The sequence below is a fragment of the Corallococcus sp. Z5C101001 genome, from assembly GCF_007352635.1.
In the GTDB taxonomy this organism is placed as follows: Bacteria; Myxococcota; Myxococcia; order Myxococcales; family Myxococcaceae; genus Corallococcus; species Corallococcus silvisoli.
In genome coordinates, this window is the sequence record NZ_VKLU01000011.1 from 57,716 (window position 1) to 75,405 (window position 17,690).

At 70.8% G+C, this 17,690-nt stretch carries 13 protein-coding genes; 4 read left to right on the forward strand and 9 right to left on the reverse strand.

Annotated elements, in window-relative coordinates; all coding sequences use genetic code 11:
• Positions 1-26 precede the first annotated feature (26 nt).
• The 7 genes from FOF48_RS24315 to fabI all read right to left on the reverse strand — a co-directional run bounded on the left by FOF48_RS24315 (position 27) and on the right by fabI (position 7,226).
• Complete coding sequence (locus FOF48_RS24315; RefSeq protein ID WP_143905174.1) at positions 27-1,094, reverse strand: chemotaxis protein CheB; 1,068 nt, start codon at positions 1,092-1,094, stop codon at positions 27-29.
• Positions 1,091-3,232: a response regulator gene (locus FOF48_RS24320; RefSeq protein WP_143905175.1), complete on the reverse strand. Its 2,142-nt coding sequence runs from the start codon at positions 3,230-3,232 to the stop codon at positions 1,091-1,093. The genes FOF48_RS24315 and FOF48_RS24320 overlap by 4 nt, the downstream gene beginning before the upstream one ends.
• Positions 3,222-3,767, reverse strand: a complete 546-nt coding sequence (locus tag FOF48_RS24325; protein ID WP_143905176.1) for a chemotaxis protein CheW — start codon at positions 3,765-3,767, stop codon at positions 3,222-3,224. Before FOF48_RS24325 ends, FOF48_RS24320 begins: the two co-directional genes overlap by 11 nt.
• Complete coding sequence (locus FOF48_RS24330) at positions 3,764-4,990, reverse strand: protein-glutamate O-methyltransferase CheR (RefSeq protein WP_143905177.1); 1,227 nt, start codon at positions 4,988-4,990, stop codon at positions 3,764-3,766. The genes FOF48_RS24325 and FOF48_RS24330 overlap by 4 nt, the downstream gene beginning before the upstream one ends.
• Entirely contained in the window at positions 4,987-5,853 is an 867-nt protein-coding gene (locus tag FOF48_RS24335; RefSeq protein ID WP_143905178.1) for a response regulator, read from the reverse strand. Before FOF48_RS24335 ends, FOF48_RS24330 begins: the two co-directional genes overlap by 4 nt.
• A gap of 4 nt (positions 5,854-5,857) precedes the next feature.
• Positions 5,858-6,235, reverse strand: coding sequence for a response regulator (locus FOF48_RS24340; RefSeq protein WP_143905179.1), 378 nt, complete (start codon positions 6,233-6,235; stop codon positions 5,858-5,860).
• 160 nt (positions 6,236-6,395) lie between these two features.
• Positions 6,396-7,226 (reverse strand): enoyl-ACP reductase FabI, encoded by an 831-nt coding sequence (gene fabI, locus FOF48_RS24345; protein ID WP_143905180.1) that lies wholly within the window; start codon positions 7,224-7,226, stop codon positions 6,396-6,398.
• Positions 7,227-7,535: 309 nt separating this feature from the next.
• Between fabI and FOF48_RS24350 the strand changes: the two genes are divergently transcribed.
• The 3 genes from FOF48_RS24350 to FOF48_RS24360 all read left to right on the forward strand — a co-directional run bounded on the left by FOF48_RS24350 (position 7,536) and on the right by FOF48_RS24360 (position 12,015).
• Positions 7,536-10,436: a 2-oxoglutarate dehydrogenase E1 component gene (locus tag FOF48_RS24350; RefSeq protein ID WP_143905181.1), complete on the forward strand. Its 2,901-nt coding sequence runs from the start codon at positions 7,536-7,538 to the stop codon at positions 10,434-10,436.
• Entirely contained in the window at positions 10,426-11,646 is a 1,221-nt protein-coding gene (odhB, locus tag FOF48_RS24355; RefSeq protein WP_143905182.1) for a 2-oxoglutarate dehydrogenase complex dihydrolipoyllysine-residue succinyltransferase, read from the forward strand. Before FOF48_RS24350 ends, odhB begins: the two co-directional genes overlap by 11 nt.
• Before the next feature lie 165 nt (positions 11,647-11,811).
• A complete protein-coding gene (locus FOF48_RS24360; RefSeq protein ID WP_014397260.1) occupies positions 11,812-12,015 on the forward strand; it encodes a cold-shock protein in 204 nt (67 codons plus the stop codon).
• 104 nt (positions 12,016-12,119) lie between these two features.
• Here FOF48_RS24360 and FOF48_RS24365 read toward each other — a convergent pair whose 3' ends face one another.
• Both FOF48_RS24365 and FOF48_RS24370 read right to left on the reverse strand, forming a co-directional pair.
• A complete protein-coding gene (locus FOF48_RS24365; RefSeq protein ID WP_143905183.1) occupies positions 12,120-14,333 on the reverse strand; it encodes a S9 family peptidase in 2,214 nt (737 codons plus the stop codon).
• Between the two features lie 279 nt (positions 14,334-14,612).
• Positions 14,613-16,820, reverse strand: a complete 2,208-nt coding sequence (locus tag FOF48_RS24370) for a S9 family peptidase (RefSeq protein WP_143905184.1) — start codon at positions 16,818-16,820, stop codon at positions 14,613-14,615.
• A 90-nt stretch (positions 16,821-16,910) separates the two neighbouring features.
• Between FOF48_RS24370 and FOF48_RS24375 the strand changes: the two genes are divergently transcribed.
• The gene (locus tag FOF48_RS24375; RefSeq protein ID WP_143905185.1) at positions 16,911-17,690 is read left to right on the forward strand and encodes a UPF0489 family protein; all 780 of its coding nucleotides are present in this window, start codon (positions 16,911-16,913) and stop codon (positions 17,688-17,690) included.

Sequence of the window (17,690 nt, forward strand, 5' to 3'; positions counted from 1 at the left end):
GCCGCGGCGGTTTATTGGCGGAAGCCTCACCGGGCCCCGCCCTCCGGGCCTCGCGAGGGACGGAACGACGGGCGCTGGCAGCTCTGGAGGATGAGGTCCGCCACCAGGGACAGCGGCGTGCCCCCGTCGGTGGCCTTCAGCTCCACGGCGGCGCGCGGCATGCCGTAGACGACGCTGGACGCCTCGTCCTGGGCCAGGGTGACGCCTCCCGCGTGGCGGATGGCCAGCAGCCCCCGCGCGCCGTCCTCGCCCATGCCGGTGAGGACGCCGCCGCCGCTGCGCCGGCCATACGCCATGGCCAGCGAGCTGAGCAGCACGTCCCCATTGGGACAGGGGCCGCCGTGGCTGCGCTGCAACCGGGCCAGCCCCACGCTGTCCACCAGCAGGTCATGGCCATCCATCGGGAAATACACGCGCCCCGGCTCCAGCCGCTCGCCGTCGCGCGCCATGCCCACCTGCAGCTCGCACACCTGGGACAGCCAGCGCACCATGCCCTGGGTGAAGCCCACGGTGATGTGCTGCGCGATGAGCACGGGCACCGGCAGGTCGCGCGGCAGCTTGGACAGCACCTCCGCCAGCGCGGGCGGCCCCCCGGTGGAGGCGACCAGGCCGAACACGTCCACCCGCGCCCCGCTGGGCATGGGCGGCGGCGGCGCGGCGCGCGGGCGGCGGGAGATGACGGGCACCTCCGCCATCAGGCACACGGAGTGGGCCAGCTCCCGGCCCCACCGGCGCAGCTCGTCCGCGTTGGTGACGTTGGGCTTGCCGATGAGCTCCAGCGCTCCGGCGCTCATCGCCTGGAAGCCCAGGTCCACGCCGCGCTGCTCCGCCACCGCGCTCACCACCAGGATGCGCGCGGGCGCCTGGGACATGATGTGCCCGATGGCCGCCGGGCCATCCAGGCCGGGCAGCAGCAGGTCCATGGTGATGACGTCGGGGCGCAGCAGGCGCGCCAGCTGCACGGCGCGGTTGCCGTCCGCGGCCCGCCCCACCACTTCGATGCGCGGCTCCTCCGTGAGCAGCGCGGTGAGCGTGTTGGCCATGGTGGGCGAGTCGTCCACCACGAGCACGCGAATGGGCTTCTTGGAGCTCACGCGCGGCTCCCACGGCGGCTCATCACGTCCAGCACCTCCGCGAGCAGACGGCCCGCGGCGCACTCGCGCTTGCTGAGGAAGCCATCCGCGCCGGACGCGAGGCCCCGCTCGCGCGCGGACGCGCTGTCGTGCGCGGAGACGAGGATGACGGGCAACGTGCGCGTGTCCTTGCGCTCGCGCAGCCGCGCGATGAGCTCGATGCCGTCCATCTCCTCCATGTCCAGGTCGCAGATGACGACGTCGTAGGTGTCCGCCTGCAGCCGCTCCAGGGCCCGGGCCCCGCTGGCCGCCAGGTGCACCTGGAACCCGCCCGCCTCCAGCATCGCCCGGTGCAGCGCCCGCGCCGTGAGCGAGTCATCCACCACCAGCGCCCGCCGGCTGGCCGCGGACACCGTCACCTTCTCCGAATCCGACACCACCCAGTCCGGCCGGAGGATGAGCAGCAGCTCGCCCCGGCTGAGCGTCGCCGCGCCCTGCCAGGCCGCCACGTCGCGCACCTCCGAAGGCAGCGGGCGGATGACCAGGTCCCGGTCCCCCACCACCGCGTCCACGCCCAGCGCCACGCGCTTGCCACCGCTCTGCACGATGAGCAGCGGCTGCCCTTCCGAGGGAGGCGCGGACGCCCGCAGGCCCAGCCGCGCGCCCAGGTCCACCACCGGCAGCAGCTGCCCCTGGTATTCCATGTGGGCCCGGCGCCGGCCCACGCGCAGCGAGTCCGCGCGCGCCAACTGCGTGGACTCCACCGCCAGCATGGGCAGGCCCACGAACTGCTCCAGCGCGCGCACCATCAGCACCGGGGAGCTGCCCAGGTCCACCGGCAGGGTCAGCACGAAGCGGGTGCCCTGCCCGCGCGTGCTCGCCACCTCGATGCGGCCCTGAAGCGACTCCACCGTGTCTCGCACCGCGTCCAGCCCCACGCCGCGCCCGGAGGTGTCCGTCACGTCCGAGCGGGTGCTGAAGCCCGCGCTGAAGATGAGGTCGCGCACCTGGTTGTCATTGAGGCGGGCCACCTCGTCCGCGGTGACGAGCCCGCGCTTCTCCGCGACCTTGCGCACCTGGGCCAGGTCGATGCCGCGCCCGTCGTCGCTCGCCTCCAGGTACAGGAGGTTGCCCTGCTGCTCCACGCGCAGCGTGAGCGCGCCCTCGTGGTGCTTGCCGGCCTTCTCGCGCTCGGCGGGCAGCTCCAGGCCGTGGTCCACGGCGTTGCGCAGCAGGTGCACGAGCGCGCCCTGGAGCTTCTCCAGCAGGCGCCGGTCCAGCGACACCTCCGCGCCCACCACCGACAGCCGCGCCTCCTTGCCCAGCTGGCGCGACAGGTCGCGCACCATGCGCTGCAGGGGGTCCAGGATGGTGCGCGTGGGGCGCGTGGTGATGGCCTTGAGGCCCTCCTCCAGCGCGTCCACGATGTCGCTCGTCTCCTCGCCGTCGGTGCGCAGGGAGCGGCCCGTGCCGGACAGGAGCGTGCGCGCCTCCGCCGTCTCCGCCAGCAGGCCCTGCTTGGCGAGCAGCGCGGACACCCGCTCCAGCTCCCGGCTGCGCTCCTCCACCCGCAGGCGCACCTCGCGCAGGCGCTCCACCTCGCGCATCAGCGCCGTCACCTGGTTCGCGCTCACCCGCCACCCGGCGTCCGACGACTCGCCGGACGCGTCCGGCGACTCCACGGGCGCGGCGGGCGCGGCCGCCGGCGGCGGCTGCGCGAACGCCCCACCGGGCAGCACCGCGGCCTCCTCTGGCGGCGGCGCGGCGGAGACCAGCTGCGCCAGCGCGGCGGCGGGGTCCGGCAGGTAGTCCCCGCGTCCGTCCGCGTGGGCCTGCGCGCGCAGCATGAACAGGTCCAGCCCGTGCAGCAGGATGTCCACCACCGGGCGCGGCATCTTCTGCGTGTGCGCCTTGAGCGGCGCCAGCGCGTCCTCCAGCTTGTGGGCGATGTCGCCCAGGTCCTGGAGGCCCAGCGACGCGGCGCTGCCCTTCAGCGTGTGCAGGTGCCGGCCCAGCCGGGTGTAGATCTTCGCGAGCGCGTCGTTCTCCAGGCCCTCGCGCTCCAGCTCCAGCAGGTCCATGGTGACCTTCTGGATGACCTCCTGGGCCTCGACGGCGAAGCCCGCCACCAGCCCCTGCAGCATCGGATCAACGGGCATGGCGCCCCCCCGTGTCGGGCGTGGCGAACAGGCGCTTCGGGTCGATGAGGTGGATGAGCTGCCGGTCCTGGGTGAAGACCTCCACCACCGGCCCCTCCGCCCGCACGCGCGCGGCCTCCACCGACGCGAGCGGCAGCGTGGTGGGGCGCGGGATGGCCTCGCAGTCCAGCGCGCACAGCTCGCCGTCCCCGCGGTCCACCACCAGCAGCACCGCCGGGTCCTGCCGCCACCCGTGGCCGCCCAGGAGCGACGCCAGGCTGAGCGCGGACACCACCTGTCCCTGGAAGCGCAGCACGCCGATGACGGCGGGCGCCGACAGCGGCACGGGCGTCACCATGCGCAGCGGCAGGGCCGCGCGCAGGGACTCCAGGGGCAGCGCGTAGCGCTCCTCGCCCAGCGGGAACTCGGCGATCCAATGGACCGCCTCCTCCACGACCGACTCGCCCTGCTCGCGCAGACGCGCGGCCCGGCGCGCCAGCAGCTCGCGCGTCTCTGACTCCAGGGCCTCGTCCACCATCCGCGGCGTCCCCTTCATTCCAGCGCCCCCAGATTCAGGTAGGCGTCAGCGGACGCCAGATAGAAGCGCGCGGGCAGCGCCTCCGGTCCATCCACCAGCGTGTCCGGCGGCAGCAGCCCCGCGCGCGTGCGCAGGGCGCGCATCAGCGGGAAGGCCGCGTCCCGGGCCCCCGCGCGCTCGCGCAGCAGCGCCAGCTCCAGCAGGCCCGGCAGGTAGTCCGGCGCCTGCTTCACCAGCAGCTCCAACACCGCCGTCGCCCCGGCCACGTTGCCCTCTTCAATCCGCTCCAGCGCCTGGAGGTGCAGCCGCGCGGGCGGGGGCGGTGGGGACGGCGCGACGGGGGGCGGGGTGGGCAGGGGCGCCGACAGCCTCCGCGGCAGGGACACGGGGCGGGGCGCGGCCACGGGCGGCGGCGTGGGCGCGAAGGTGCGCTCCTCCGGCCGGGGCTTGCGGAAGGCCTGGAGCTCCGGAGGCCCCTCGCGCGTGAGCCCCGGCGGCGTGCGGTCCACCTCCACCGTGCCCAGGAACAACAAGCCCCCGGGGGTCAGCGCCCGGGACAGGTGGGTGATGGCCGCGTCGCGCGCGGACGGCGAGAAGTACGTGAGCACGTTGCGGCAGAGGATGAAGTCGAACTGGCCGAAGCGCTCCGGCAGCGGCGCCAGCAGGTTCGCGGGCGCGAAGCGCGTCACGCGGCGCACCTCCGGGAGGATGGACACCTGCCGGCCGTTGTGGACCTCGTAGACGGAATGCAGCGCGGGCGCGGACTCGCGCCGGGACCACGCGCCGTAGGTGCCGCGCCGCGCGGCCTCCAGGCTGGCCTCGTGCAGGTCCGTGCCCACCACCTCCACCGGCATCCCGGCGGGCGCGCACCCCAGCAGGCACGCGGCCAGCGAGTACGCCTCCTCTCCGGTCGCGCACCCCGCGCTCCAGCCGCGCAGGTGCATGGCGCCGTGGCGCAGCGCGGACGGGATGCCCTCCTGCGCGATGAAGCGGAAGTGCTCCGGCTGGCGGAAGAAGTACGTCTCCCCCACCAGCACCGCGCGCACCAGCGTGTAGGCCAGGGGCGACCCCAGCTGCTGCAGCTCGCTCAGGACCTCCGTGTGCACGCGGCCCCGGGCCAGCTCCGCGCGCAGCACGCGCTCCACCGCCTCCTGGGCGATGGCGTCCTCCCGGAAGCCGGTGGTGTCCGCCACCACTTCCCGGGCACGGGCCAGCAGCTTCGGGTCGAGCGCCGCATTCATGCGCTCCGCTCTTCCTCCACCGGCGCGAGCAGCGCGGGCAGGTCGCGCAGCAGTCCCCGCGCGATGAACACCTTCGGATCCAGGATGGGCAGCGCGCGGCCCCCCGTGCGCAGCATGCCCAGCAGCCCCTCCTGCAACAGGCCGTGCTCGGCGCCGCCCACCTTCTCCCGCCGGTCGATGTCGCTCGCCTGGAACTCCTCCGGGTCGCGCACCGCGTCCACGGTGAGCGCCAGCGACACGCCCTCCGCCTCGATGACCACCAGCATCCGCTCCGCGATGGGCACCTGGTGCTTCACGCCCAGCCGCAGCGCCACGTCCAGCACGCACACCGCATGGCCCCGCAGCTCCACGTACTCGCGCAGGTACGCGGGGCCGGTGGGCAGCGGCCGCGTCGCCGGCTGCAGGAGGACCTCCTTCACCGTGTCCAGGGGAACGGCGAACTCGCGCTCGCCCACGGTCAGCCGCAGCACCAGCAGGGCGCCCGTGCGCGAGCGGCGCCGGGCGTTCTCCAGCGCCTCGCCCACGCGGTTGAGCAGCTCGTCCGCGCGGAAGGGCTTGGACAGGAACGCCTCCGCGCCCAGCCCCAGGCACGCCTCCGCCCGCTGCTTCTCCGACGAGATGATGATCACCGGGATGTCCGCCGTGGCGGGATCCGCCTTCATCCGCTGGAGCACCTCGTCCCCGTCCATCTCCGGCATGGACAGGTCCAACAGCACCGCCGCCGGGTGCAGCCGCCCCACCTTGTCCAGCGCCTCACGGCCGTTGCTGGCCGTGTGGATGGTGTAGTGCCCGGAGAGGATGGCCCGCTCCAGCGCCAGGATGGCGTCGCTGTCATCGACCAGCAGCAGGGACGGCAGGCTCACGGTTTCAGGCCCCGTTCAGGAACTGACGCACCGTCTTGGTCAGCTCGTCGTGCGACACCGGTTTCTGGATGAAGGCGTTGGCCCCCGCCTCCGAGCCGCGCCTGCGCAGGTCCTCGCCCTTCTCCGCCGTCAGCAGGATGACCGGCACCTTCTTCACCTGCTCCTGCGCGCTCGCGCGCACCTCCTTCACGAACGTGATGCCATCCATCACCGGCATGTTGATGTCGGCGATCACCACGCTCACCGGCACCAGCCGGAGCAGCTGCAGCGCGCGCTGCGCGTCCTCCGCCTCGACGATGCTGACCTTGAGGTTCATCAGGTAGATCTTGAGGATGTTGCGGACGGTCGGGCTGTCGTCCACCAGCAAGACGTTGGTGCTCACTGTGCCACGGCTCCTCGCACAGGCTCCGCGATGTGCGGATGCGATCTGCGCTGCATGGGTGATCCTACCGTGAGCGCTCCAACCGGCGGAAGCGGGGGGCCCCCGTCCGCCGGAGGACCGGGCAGGTGAATGTCTGGATTTTCCTGCAAGGGGTCTGGCTTCAGCCTTCCTTGGGCGCAGGGGTCGCGGGGACCCCTTCGGGTGCCTCCACGGAGTCGACGGGAGGCGCGCCCACCGCGTGGTAGCCGCCGTCCACGTGAATCATCTCTCCCGTGGTGGAGGACAGCCAATCCGACAGAAGGGCACAGGCCGTCTTGGCCACGTGGTCATGGCTGTCCTTGTCGCTCCAGCCCAGCGGGGCCTGCTTGCCCCAGTACTGGGCCAGCGCCTTGAAGCCCGGGATGCCCTTGGCCGCCACGGTGGCCAGCGGCCCCGCCGCCAGCGCGTTGACGCGGATGCCCTTGGGGCCCAGGTCGCGCGCCAGATAGCGCACCGTGGCCTCCATGGCCGCCTTGCACACACCCATCCAATCGTAGATGGGCCACGCCTGACGGTTGTCGAAGTCCAGCGCGACGATGGAGCCGCCCTGCGTCATCAGCGGGGCGCACGCCACGGCCAGCTCCTTCACGGAGAACGCGGAGATGCGGAACGCGGTCTGCACGCTCTCCCACGGCGTGTGGAGGAAGTTGCCGCCCAGCGCGTCCTCCGGCGCGTACGCGATGGCGTGCAGCACGCCGTCCACGCGGCCCCACTTCGCCCTGAGGGCCTCCGTGAGCGCCGGGAAGTGCGCCGGGTTCGTCACGTCCAGCTCCAGCACCTCCGTGCCGGGCTTGAGCCGCTTCGCGCTGCGCTCGGTGAGGGACTTCGCCCGGCCAAAGCCGGTGAGGATGACCTCCGCGCCCTGCGCGATCGCGTGCTCCGCGACACCAAACGCCAGCGACTGCGGGGTGAGCACACCGGTGATGAGCAGCTTCTTGCCCTGGAGGAGCATGTCGGTACTTTCTCGAGCAGAGAGGTAAAGTGGGGGCGTGTGCTTACCACTCCTGGGCGGCCGAGGGGGGCCCTGGACCCACGTCCCGTCCACCCCTGGATGTACGTCCGTTCGGCATGTCGGTCGCGCAAGAGCTTCATTTGAGCTCATTCCAGCTTCGGGAATCCGGCGTTCGGTGAAGTTGGGCTCACGCGGGACATGACTCCACCTGCTCCCTTGGATTAAGCGACGCGGCCGGGCATGACGCGCTTCAACAAACTGAGGCGAAAACCCCCCAACGCGACGCCCATCCAGTAAAAGACCCCCGCCATGGCGAATTTCCAGGACAGCTTTCTCTCTGGTGCCAACATCGACTTCATCGAGGGGCTCTACGCGCGCTTCCTCGATGACCCCGGCAGCGTGGATTCCAGCTGGCGCGAGGTGTTCGAGCGGAACAACGGCACGGGCCGCCCCATCTTCAACGCGAAGCAGTTGGAGGCACCGACTGCCGCCGCACCTGAAGGAAAGGACGGCAAGGGGAAGGGCAAGGCCAACGGCGCCGCCGTGCAGGCCGCTCCGGCCGCCGCCGTCGCGCCGCAGCCCGCGGCCGCCCCCGCGCAGGACATCGGGCTGCAGTCCAAGGTGGATCAGGCCATCACCGCCTTCCGGCTGCGCGGGCACCTGCGCGCGAGCCTGGATCCGCTGGAGCGCCCGCGCCCGCCGCTGGGCCACATCGCGGACGTGGCGCTGATGGATGACAACCACTTCGCCGCCAAGGAGCTGGAGCAGGCGGTGGAGTGCAACAACGTCTTCCCGCAGCAGCGCGTGCGCCTGTCGGAGCTGGTCGCGCGGCTGCGCCGCACCTACGCCGGCCACATCGGCGTGGAGTTCATGCAGATGCTCGACAGCGAGCGTCGCCGCTGGCTCATGCAGCGCATGGAGCACAGCGACAACCGCACGCCGTTCTCCGTGGAGGAGCAGCGGCACCTGCTCACCAAGCTGTCGTACGCGGAGGGCTTCGAGCACTTCCTGCACACGAAGTACGTGGGCGCCAAGCGCTTCAGCCTGGATGGCGGCGAGGCCCTCATCCCCATGCTGGACGCCCTGCTGGAGGTCGGCAGCGGCATGGGCCTGAAGGAGCTGGTCATCGGCATGGCCCACCGCGGCCGCCTCAACGTGCTGACCAACATCCTGGGCAAGAAGCCGGATCAGATCTTCAGCGAGTTCGACGGCCCCAAGGACCCCAAGGCCTACCTGGGCCGCGGCGACGTGAAGTACCACATGGGCTTCTCGTCGGACCACACCACGCGCTCGGGCAAGAACGTGCACCTGTCGCTGGCCTTCAACCCCAGCCACCTGGAGTGCGTGGGCCCCGTGGTGGAGGGCCGCGTGCGCGCCAAGCAGGACCGCGGCGGCGACGCGGAGCGCACCGGCATCGTCCCGCTGCTCATCCACGGCGACGCGGCCTTCATCGGCCAGGGTGTCACGTCGGAGACGCTCAACTTCTCCGGCCTCAAGGGCTACACCACCGGCGGCACGGTCCACATCGTCATCAACAACCAGGTCGGCTTCACCACCGACCCGTCGGACTCGCGCTCCAGCATCTACTCCACCGCCATCGCGCAGATGCTGGACATCCCCGTGTTCCACGTGAACGGAGATGATCCCGAGGCGTGCGTCCACGTGGCGCGGCTCGCGGCGGAGTACCGCCAGACGTTCAAGAGCGACGTGGTCATCGACCTCATCTGCTACCGCCGCTACGGCCACAACGAGGGCGACGACCCGTCCTTCACCCAGCCGTCGATGTACGAGCTCATCCGCAAGCACCCGCCGGTGCGCGCGCTGTACGCGAAGGCGCTCGCGGAGGCCGGCCGCATCAGCACGGAGGAGTCGGACGCGCTCAAGCAGCGCTGCTTCCAGGACTTCGACGCGGCGCTCACCCGCGCCCGCCAGGAGAGCCAGTTCAAGGAGCCCAACGCGCTGGAGGGCCTGTGGAAGCCCTACAAGGGCGGCCTGCTGAAGAACGCGCCCCAGGTGCCCACCGCGGTGGCCAAGGCCACCTTGCGCGACGCGCTCCAGAAGCTCGCCACCGCGCCGGAGGGCTTCCAGGTCCACCGCGACGTGGAGCGCACCGTCCTCAAGAAGCGCCAGGGCATGCTGGAGAGCGAAGAGCTCCAGTGGAGCGAGGGCGAGTCGCTGGCGTACGCGACGCTCCTGTCGGAGGGCTACGGCATCCGCCTGTCCGGCCAGGACAGCGAGCGCGGCACCTTCAGCCACCGCCACGCGGTGCTGCACGACGTGCAGACGGGCGAGGAGTACGTCCCGCTGCGCCAGTTCGCCACCGGGAAGGCCGCGTTCAACGTCTACAACAGCCCGCTGTCGGAGATGGGCGTGCTGGGCTTCGACTACGGCTACAGCCTGGACGTGCCGGACGGCCTCACCCTGTGGGAGGCGCAGTTCGGTGACTTCGCCAACGGCGCGCAGATCATCATCGACCAGTTCATCGCCGCCGCGGAGAGCAAGTGGCGGCGGCTGAGCGGCATCACGCTGCTGCTGCCGCACGGCTACGAAGGCCAGGGCCCGGAGCACTCCAGCGCGCGCCTGGAGCGCTTCCTGGACCTGTGCGCCGAGGACAACCTCCAGGTCTGCTACCCCACCACGCCCGCGCAGATCTTCCACCTGCTGCGCCGCCAGGTGGTGCGCCCGGTGCGCAAGCCGCTGGTCATCATGTCGCCCAAGAGCCTCCTGCGCCGTCCGGAGGCCACCAGCCGCATGGACGAGCTGGCGACGGGCACGTTCCAGGAAGTGATTCCGGACGCGAAGGCGGACCCGGCCAAGGTGAAGCGGCTGCTCCTGTGCAGCGGCAAGGTGTACTACGACCTGGCCAAGGCCCGCGACGAGCGCAAGGACGAGTCCATCGCCATCGTGCGGGTGGAGCAGCTCTACCCGTTCCCGCACGACGAACTGTCGAACCTGGTGGCGAAGCTGCCGGCGCTCCAGGAGCTGTACTGGGTGCAGGAGGAGCCGCGCAACGCGGGAGGCTGGCACTTCATGTTCCCGCGCCTGCACGACCTCGTCTCCGGCCGGTCGCAGCAGCACCCCGTGAAGCTGGGCTACATCGGCCGAGCCGAAGCCGCCAGCCCCGCCACCGGTTTCACCAAGACGCACGACTACGAGCAGCAGCTCATCATCGAAGAAGCCATCCTCCGAGGACCCCAGAATGGCCGTTGAACTGAAAGTCCCGCCGCTCGGCGAATCCATCACCGAAGCCGTCGTCGGCAAGTGGAACAAGAAGCAGGGTGACACGGTCGCCGCGGACGAGCCGCTCGTCGTGCTGGAGACCGACAAGGTCACCATCGACGTGCCGGCTCCCGCCGCAGGCAGCGTCGCGTCCATTGCCTTCAAGGAGGGCGACAAGGTCCGCGTGGGCGACGTCTTGGGCACCATCGAGGCCGGGGCCGGCGCCGCTGCCTCCCCGGCGGCGGCCGCCGCCACGCCCGCGCCCGCCCAGGCCGCGGCCCCGGTGTCGTCCGCTCCGGCCGCCACCGACGCGCGCATCACCCCCACCGCCAAGAAGATGGCGGAGGAGAACCGGGTGGACGTGGGCCAGCTGAAGGGCTCCGGCACCGGTGGCCGCATCGTGAAGGAGGACGTGCTGGGTCAGCTGAACCGCCCGGCCACGCCCGCCGCGCCGTCCGCGCCTCCCGCCCCGGCCGCGCCGTCCGGCCCGCGCCCCAACGCCGCGCGCGAGGAGCGCGTGCGCATGACGCCGCTGCGCAAGCGCGTCGCCGAGCGCCTGCTCCAGGCGCAGTCCAACGCCGCCCTGCTCACCACCTTCAACGAGGTGGACATGGGCGAGGTGATGGCGCTGCGCAAGAAGTACAACGACAAGTTCCAGGCGAAGCACGGCGTGAAGCTCGGGTTCATGAGCTTCTTCATCCGCGCGTCGGTGGAGGCCCTCAAGGCGTTCCCGCAGATCAACGCGGAGATCGACGGCGAGGACGTCATCTTCAAGCACTACTACGACATCGGCGTGGCCGTGAGCGGCAGCCGCGGCCTCGTGGTGCCGGTGGTGCGCGACGCGGACAAGCTGTCGCTCGCGGAGCTGGAGAAGACGGTCGGTGACTACGGCGGCCGCGCCCGCAACGACAAGCTCACCCTGGCGGAGCTGCAGGGCGGCACCTTCACCATCACCAACGGCGGCATCTTCGGCTCCATGCTGTCCACGCCCATCCTGAACCCGCCGCAGACGGGCATCCTGGGCATGCACAACATCGTGGAGCGCCCCGTGGCCCGCGACGGCCAGGTGGTCATCCGGCCCATCATGTTCATCGCCCTCACCTACGACCACCGCCTGGTGGACGGCCGCGAGGCGGTGCAGTTCCTCGTGCGCGTGAAGGAGTGCATCGAGGACCCCGAGCGTCTGCTTCTCGACATTTGACTTACCCCCTCGCACATGGTGGTGCGGGGGTTCGAAGACTGGCATTCCCGGAGGGCCGGCTGGACTTCCAGTCGGCCCTTTCACTACAAATAGCCCTGTCTCCCCGGTCGTCGGGCAGAACGGGTGGCCTTCCCCACGGCTGCCCTGCAAACGCAAGGAAGCGCAATGGCAACTGGTACCGTGAAGTGGTTCAACGACGCGAAGGGCTTCGGCTTCATCACCCAGGACGGCGGCGGCGAGGACGTGTTCTGCCACCACACCGCCATCAACATGGATGGGTTCCGCACGCTGGCCGAAGGCCAGAAGGTGGAGTTCGAAGTCACCAAGGGCCCGAAGGGTCTGCAGGCGCAGAACGTCCGCGCGGCGTGAAGTGACGCGTCCTCAGCCATTCCTCACGGACTGGTTGAAGTAAGGAGGCCCGGACCCCGCGGTGGGGGATCCGGGCCTCTGCCTTTCCAGGCGTCGCGTCCGCGCTACTTCAGGTTCTGCTCGAAGTGGGCGATGACCCGCTCGTACTGGCGCTCCGTGACGAGCGGATCCGGGACCATGTGCGTGAGGCCCGACAAGGGCAGCAGCTGGTGCGGCTTCCCGGCGCGGAAGAGCGCGTCCGACAGCTTCAGCGTGTGGAAGAAGTAAACGTTGTCATCCGCGGTGCCGTGCATCAGCAGCAGCGCGCCAATGGGGCTGTCCTTCTTCGCGTACGTCAGCAGGCTGCTGACCTCGTAGGCCTGGGGGGTCTCTTCCGGCAGGCCCAGGTAGCGCTCGGTGTAGTGCGTGTCGTAGTCGCGCCAGTCCACCACCGGGGCGCCCGACACCGCGGCCTTGAAGAAGTCCGGGCGCTTCAGCGCGGCCAGCGCGGCCATGTAACCGCCGAAGCTCCAGCCGGTGATGCCCACGCGCTGGAGGTCCAGCTCCGGCACCTCCTTCGCCAGCGCCTGCACCGCTTCAATCTGATCATCCAGGGTGATGGTGGCGAAGTCGTGCTTCACCACGCGGTTCCAGTCCGCGGTGCGCAGCGGCGTGCCGCGCCCGTCCACCTTGACCACCAGGAAGCCGTGGTCCGCCATCCACTGGCTGAGCAGGTGCGCCGCCATGGACTGGTGCACCACCGTGGTGGTGGGGCCCGCGTAGACCTCCACGATGACCGGCAGCTTCGTGCCGGGCTTGAAGTCGCGCGGCTTCACCAGCGACGTCCAGAACTTCTTCGCGCCCACCTGACGCACCTCGAAGTTCGGCGTGAAGGGCGGCTCCTGCGCCACCTCCGGAAGCTCGCCCAGCTTCGTGCCGTCACCCTTCAGCACCACCGTGCGCGGCATGCTCTTGGGGCCCTGCGTGTTCAACACAACGAGCCCGCCGTGCTTGGAGACGAGCCCCGTCTCCAGGCCCGGACCGCTCCCCGTGGCCACCTTCTCCGGAGCGCCGCCGGCCCTCACGCGCCACATGTGGCTCTCCGTGGGGTTCGGGTCGCCGGTGAAGAACAGCGTCTGGTCCGCCTGCACGAAGCGCGCGAGGTTGCGGAAGCCCGCGTCCGGCTTCACCACGGAGCGCTCCAGCTCTCCGTTGGCCTTGCGCAGCTCCACCTCCGGCCCCCCGTTGCGCTCGGTGTACCAGAGGAAGCCAGAGCCATCCTCCAGCCACAGCGGGAAGTCCTGGTTCAGCTCCACCCAGGCCGCGTCCTTCTCCGTGAGGAGCACGCGCGTCTTGCCCGTGGCCGGATCCACCGCGAGCAGCTGCTCCTCCGTCTGGAGGCGGTTCTGCACCAGCGCCGTCAGTGGCCCGCCCTTGTCCCACTTCACCGTGGCCAGGTACGGGTACTTCCGCGCGTCCCACTGCGCCCACACCGTCTTGCCACCCGTGACGGGCGTGATGCCCAGCCGCACCTTCGCGTTCGGCTTGCCGGGGCGCGGGTACGGGAAGATCTCGCCGCCCTTCTCCGGGTGCATCACGTCCACGATGGTGAGCTTCTCCACGTCGCCCGTGTCGGACTCCGTGTAGGCGATGGACTTCGCGTCCGGGCTCCACCAGTAGCCGGAGAAGCGGCTCATCTCCTCCTGCGCGACGAACTCCGCCAGCCCGTGCGTCTTCTGCGCCGTGCCGCCCTGCGTGACGCGCTTCTCCTGGTTGGCGGCCAGGTCCACCCGGTACACGTCGTGCTCGCGCACGTACGCCACCTGCTTGCCGTCCGGTGACAGCCGGGGGTCGATGACGCCAGGGCCCGTCTTCACCTCCGTGGACTTCCCCGTGGCTCGGTCCACCACGTAGAGCCGGCCCGACAGCGGCACCAGCAGGCGGGTGCCATCCTCGGACAGGTTGTAGGACGTGAAGCCCCGAGCGCTCACGCGCATGCGCTCGCGGCGGGCCTTCTCCTCGGAGGAGAGCGTCTCTTCGTTGCCCTTGAGCAGGGCCTCCGGGGTGAGCAGCTCCCGCGCCTGTCCGCTGGCCACGTCGAACGCGTAGAGCATCTGCACGTTGGACGTGGGGGACGTGCGCAGGAAGAGGACGGACTGCTCATCCGGGGTGATGCGCAGCCCGACGGGGCGGCCGCTCATGAAGCGGCGCGTCTCGGCGTACTGACGCAGGAAGGTGTCCGGCTGCTTTTGCGAAGGGGCCATGGCGGAGGGTTTGCGCTCCTGGGCAAGGACGGGTGCGCTCACTAGGAGGAGCGCGGCGGTAAGGACCTGACGCATGAGTAGCTGAATCCCCGCGCGGGGCGGGGCTCCTTTCGCGGGAAGGTGCGGGCAAGCCTACACTCCAGCCGCCGCGCGGCCCTCCCAACGTCGGACGCCGCGGAGGATTCCCACTCGGAAGCGGACGACGCTCCGCGGCACCCGCGCTGTCTGGACGGTGCGCCGAGGCCCGAAGCTCACGAAAGCCCCGGCCCCCCGGCCCCGGTCCACGCCCCGAGGCGCGCTGCCGCCAGGGTCTGGCCCCAGGCGGCAACGGCGGGCATGGCGTCACAGCGCCTGCTACTTCAGGTTCTGCTGGAAGTGCTCGATCACGCGCGCGTACTGACGCTCCGTGACGAGGGGATCCGCCACCATGTGCGTGAGGCCCGCCAGGGGCAGCAGCTGGTGCGGCTTGCCCGCGCGGAAGAGCGCGTCCGACAGCTTCAAGGCGTGGAAGAAGTAGACGTTGTCGTCCGCGGTGCCGTGCATCAGCAGCAGCGCGCCGATGGGGCCTTCCTTCTTCGCGTACGTCAGCAGGTCGCTGACCTCGTAGGCCTGGGGGCTCTCTTCCGGCAGGCCCAGGTAACGCTCGGTGGCGTGCGTGTCGTAGTCACGCCAGTCCACCACCAGCGCCCCAGCGACCGCGGCCTTGAAGAAGTCCGGGCGCTTCATCACGGCCAGCGCGGACATGTACCCGCCGAAGCTCCAGCCGGTGATGCCCACGCGCTGGAGGTCCAGCTCCGGCACCTCCTTCGCCAGCGCCTGCACCGCTTCAATCTGATCATCCAACGTGACGGTGGCGAAGTCGTGCTTCACCGCGCGGTTCCATTCGGAGGTGCGCAGCGGCGTCCCGCGCCCGTCCACCCTGACCACGAGAAAGCCCTGATCCGCCATCCACTGGTCCAGCAGGGTCGTGGCCATGGACTGATGCACCATCGTGATGATGGGACCTCCGTAGATGCTCACGATGACGGGCAGCTTCGTGCCGGGCTTGAAGTCGCGCGGCTTCACCAGCGACGTCCAGAACCTCCTCGCGCCCACCTGACGCACCTCGAGGTTCGGCGTGAAAGGCGGCTCCTGCGCCACCTCCGGGAGCTCGCCCAGCTTCGTGCCGTCACCCTTCAGCACCACCGTGCGCGGCATGCTCTTGGGGCCCTGCGTGTTCAACACGATGAGGCCGCCGGTCTTGGAGACGACGCCACTCTCCAGGACCGGACCGGAGGCCCCCGTGGCGACCCGCTCCGGCGCGCCTCCCGCCTTCACGCGCCACAGGTGGCTCTCCGTGGGGTTCGGGTCGCCGGCGAAGAACAGCGTCTGGTCCGCCTGCACGAAGCCCACGGGGTTGCGGAAGCCCGCGCCCGGCTTCACCACGGAGCGCTCCAACTCTCCGTTGGCCTTGCGCAGCTCCACCTCCGAGGCCCCGTTGCGCTCGGTGTACCAGAGGAAGCCGGAGCCATCCTCCAGCCACAGCGGGAAGGCCTGATGCAGGTTGATCCACGCCGCGTCCGTCTCCGTGAGGAGCACGCGCGTCTTGCCCGTGGCCGGATCCACCGCGAGCAGCTGCTCCTCCGTCTGGAGGCGGTTCTGTACCAGCGCCGTCAGCGGCCCGCCCTTGTCCCACTTCACCGTGGCCAGATACGGATACTTCCGCGCGTCCCACTGCGCCCACACCGTCTTGCCGCCCGTGACGGGCGTGATGCCCAGCCGCACCTTCGCGTTGGCATGACCCGCGCGCGGATAGGGGAAGGACTCCGCGCCCTTCTCCGGGTGCATCACGTCCACGATGGTGAGCTTCTCCACGTCACCCGTGTCCGACTCCGCATAGGCGATGGACTTCGCGTCCGGGCTCCACCAGTAGCCGGAGAAGCGGCCCATCTCCTCCTGCGCGACGAACTCCGCCAGGCCGTGCGTCTTCCGCGCAGTGCCGCCCTGCGTGACGCGCTTCTCCTGGTTGGCGGCCAGGTCCACCCGGTACACGTCGTGCTCGCGCACGTACGCCACCTGCTTGCCGTCCGGTGACAGCCGAGGGTCGATGACTCCCGGCCCCGTCTTCACCTCCTTCGACTTCCCCGTGGCTCGGTCCACCACGTAGAGCCGGCCTGACAGCGGCACCAGCAGGCGGGTGCCATCCTCGGACAGGCTGTAGGACGTGAAGCCCCGAGCGCTCACGCGCATGCGCTCGCGATGGGCCAGCTCCTCGGGGGAGAGCTTCTCCTCACCGCCCTTGAGCAGGGCCTCCGGCGTGAGCAGCTCCCGCGTCTGTCCGCTGGCCACGTCGAACGCGTAGAGCATTCGCACGTTGGACGTGGGGGAGGTGCGCAGGAAGAGGACGGACTGCTCGTCCGGGGTGACGCGCGCGCCCACCGGGCGGCCGTTCATGAAGCGCCCGGTTTCGGCGTATTGGCGCAGGAAGGTGTTCCCGGTCTGAGCCAGGGCCTGGGATGTACCCTCCTGGGCAAGCGCGGGGACACCCAGGAGGAAGAACGCGGCGGTGAGAATGAAGCGCATTTGTGGTCGAACCCCCGCGAGGCGGGGCTCCTTTCGCGGCAAGATGGTGCACCCCCCAACGCTGCCCCCCGGAGGGGGACTTCCTTCCCCATGACTCTGAAACATGACGACGCCCTGCGACACCTGCGGCTCGCGGGAATCGTGCGGCTCGCGCTGGGCGGAGGCCGTGGCCCGACCGACGCGTACGTGTTCGACCCGCATCGGCTCGCACTGCCCGCGTGGGCTTGCGCCCTGGGCGACGCGGGCCCCCCTGCCCTGCTCGTCACCCTGGACCGGCACCTGGACATCGTGGTGCCTGAACATCCCGCGGACATGCCGGACCGCTCCGCCGGACTGCGCGCGCTGGATGAACACGCGCGGTGGCACCTGGACGTGCGCAACTACGACCACATCGTCGCGGCGATGGAGGCCAACCTCGTGGGCGACGCGCTGATCATCGCGCGCACCCGGCCCCGGGGCGCCTTCGCCGGCGACACGTACGTGGACACGCGCGGCCGGGCCCACCGGCTGGTGACGGTCACGACGGTGGACCGCGCGGCGGAGGCGTACCTGCGCCCCGGCCCCACGGACGCGGTGCGCGACGTGCTGGAGGCCTCGCCGGCCGTGCTGCTGGACGTGGACCTGGACTGCTTCACCAGCCTGAGCGACGCGGACCCCACCACCGTGCTGCCCTGGCCCAAGTCCGTCATCCGCGAGTTCCTCCTGCCGCTCGACTCGGAGCCCTTCTGGGACGCGGTGCTGGGCAAGGCCGTGGCGCTCACGCTGGCGCGCGAGCCGCACCACTGCGGCGGGTTGCTCGCGTCCGGGGAGCTGTTCCGCGACGTGGCGGACGTGCTCTTCCGCGAGCTGCTGCGCGTCGAACCGCCCTGA

What these genes read in the sequence shown, in the direction of transcription:
- FOF48_RS24365 (WP_143905183.1), bottom strand. Translation starts at nt 14,333, where the DNA reads ATGCGTCAGGTCCTTACCGCCGCGCTCCTCCTAGTGAGCGCACCCGTC.
- fabI (WP_143905180.1), bottom strand. Translation starts at nt 7,226, where the DNA reads ATGCTCCTCCAGGGCAAGAAGCTGCTCATCACCGGTGTGCTCACCCCG.
- FOF48_RS24360 (WP_014397260.1), top strand. Translation starts at nt 11,812, where the DNA reads ATGGCAACTGGTACCGTGAAGTGGTTCAACGACGCGAAGGGCTTCGGC.
- FOF48_RS24325 (WP_143905176.1), bottom strand. Translation starts at nt 3,767, where the DNA reads ATGAAGGGGACGCCGCGGATGGTGGACGAGGCCCTGGAGTCAGAGACG.
- FOF48_RS24350 (WP_143905181.1), top strand. Translation starts at nt 7,536, where the DNA reads ATGGCGAATTTCCAGGACAGCTTTCTCTCTGGTGCCAACATCGACTTC.
- odhB (WP_143905182.1), top strand. Translation starts at nt 10,426, where the DNA reads ATGGCCGTTGAACTGAAAGTCCCGCCGCTCGGCGAATCCATCACCGAA.
- FOF48_RS24370 (WP_143905184.1), bottom strand. Translation starts at nt 16,820, where the DNA reads ATGCGCTTCATTCTCACCGCCGCGTTCTTCCTCCTGGGTGTCCCCGCG.
- FOF48_RS24375 (WP_143905185.1), top strand. Translation starts at nt 16,911, where the DNA reads ATGACTCTGAAACATGACGACGCCCTGCGACACCTGCGGCTCGCGGGA.
- FOF48_RS24330 (WP_143905177.1), bottom strand. Translation starts at nt 4,990, where the DNA reads ATGAATGCGGCGCTCGACCCGAAGCTGCTGGCCCGTGCCCGGGAAGTG.
- FOF48_RS24320 (WP_143905175.1), bottom strand. Translation starts at nt 3,232, where the DNA reads ATGCCCGTTGATCCGATGCTGCAGGGGCTGGTGGCGGGCTTCGCCGTC.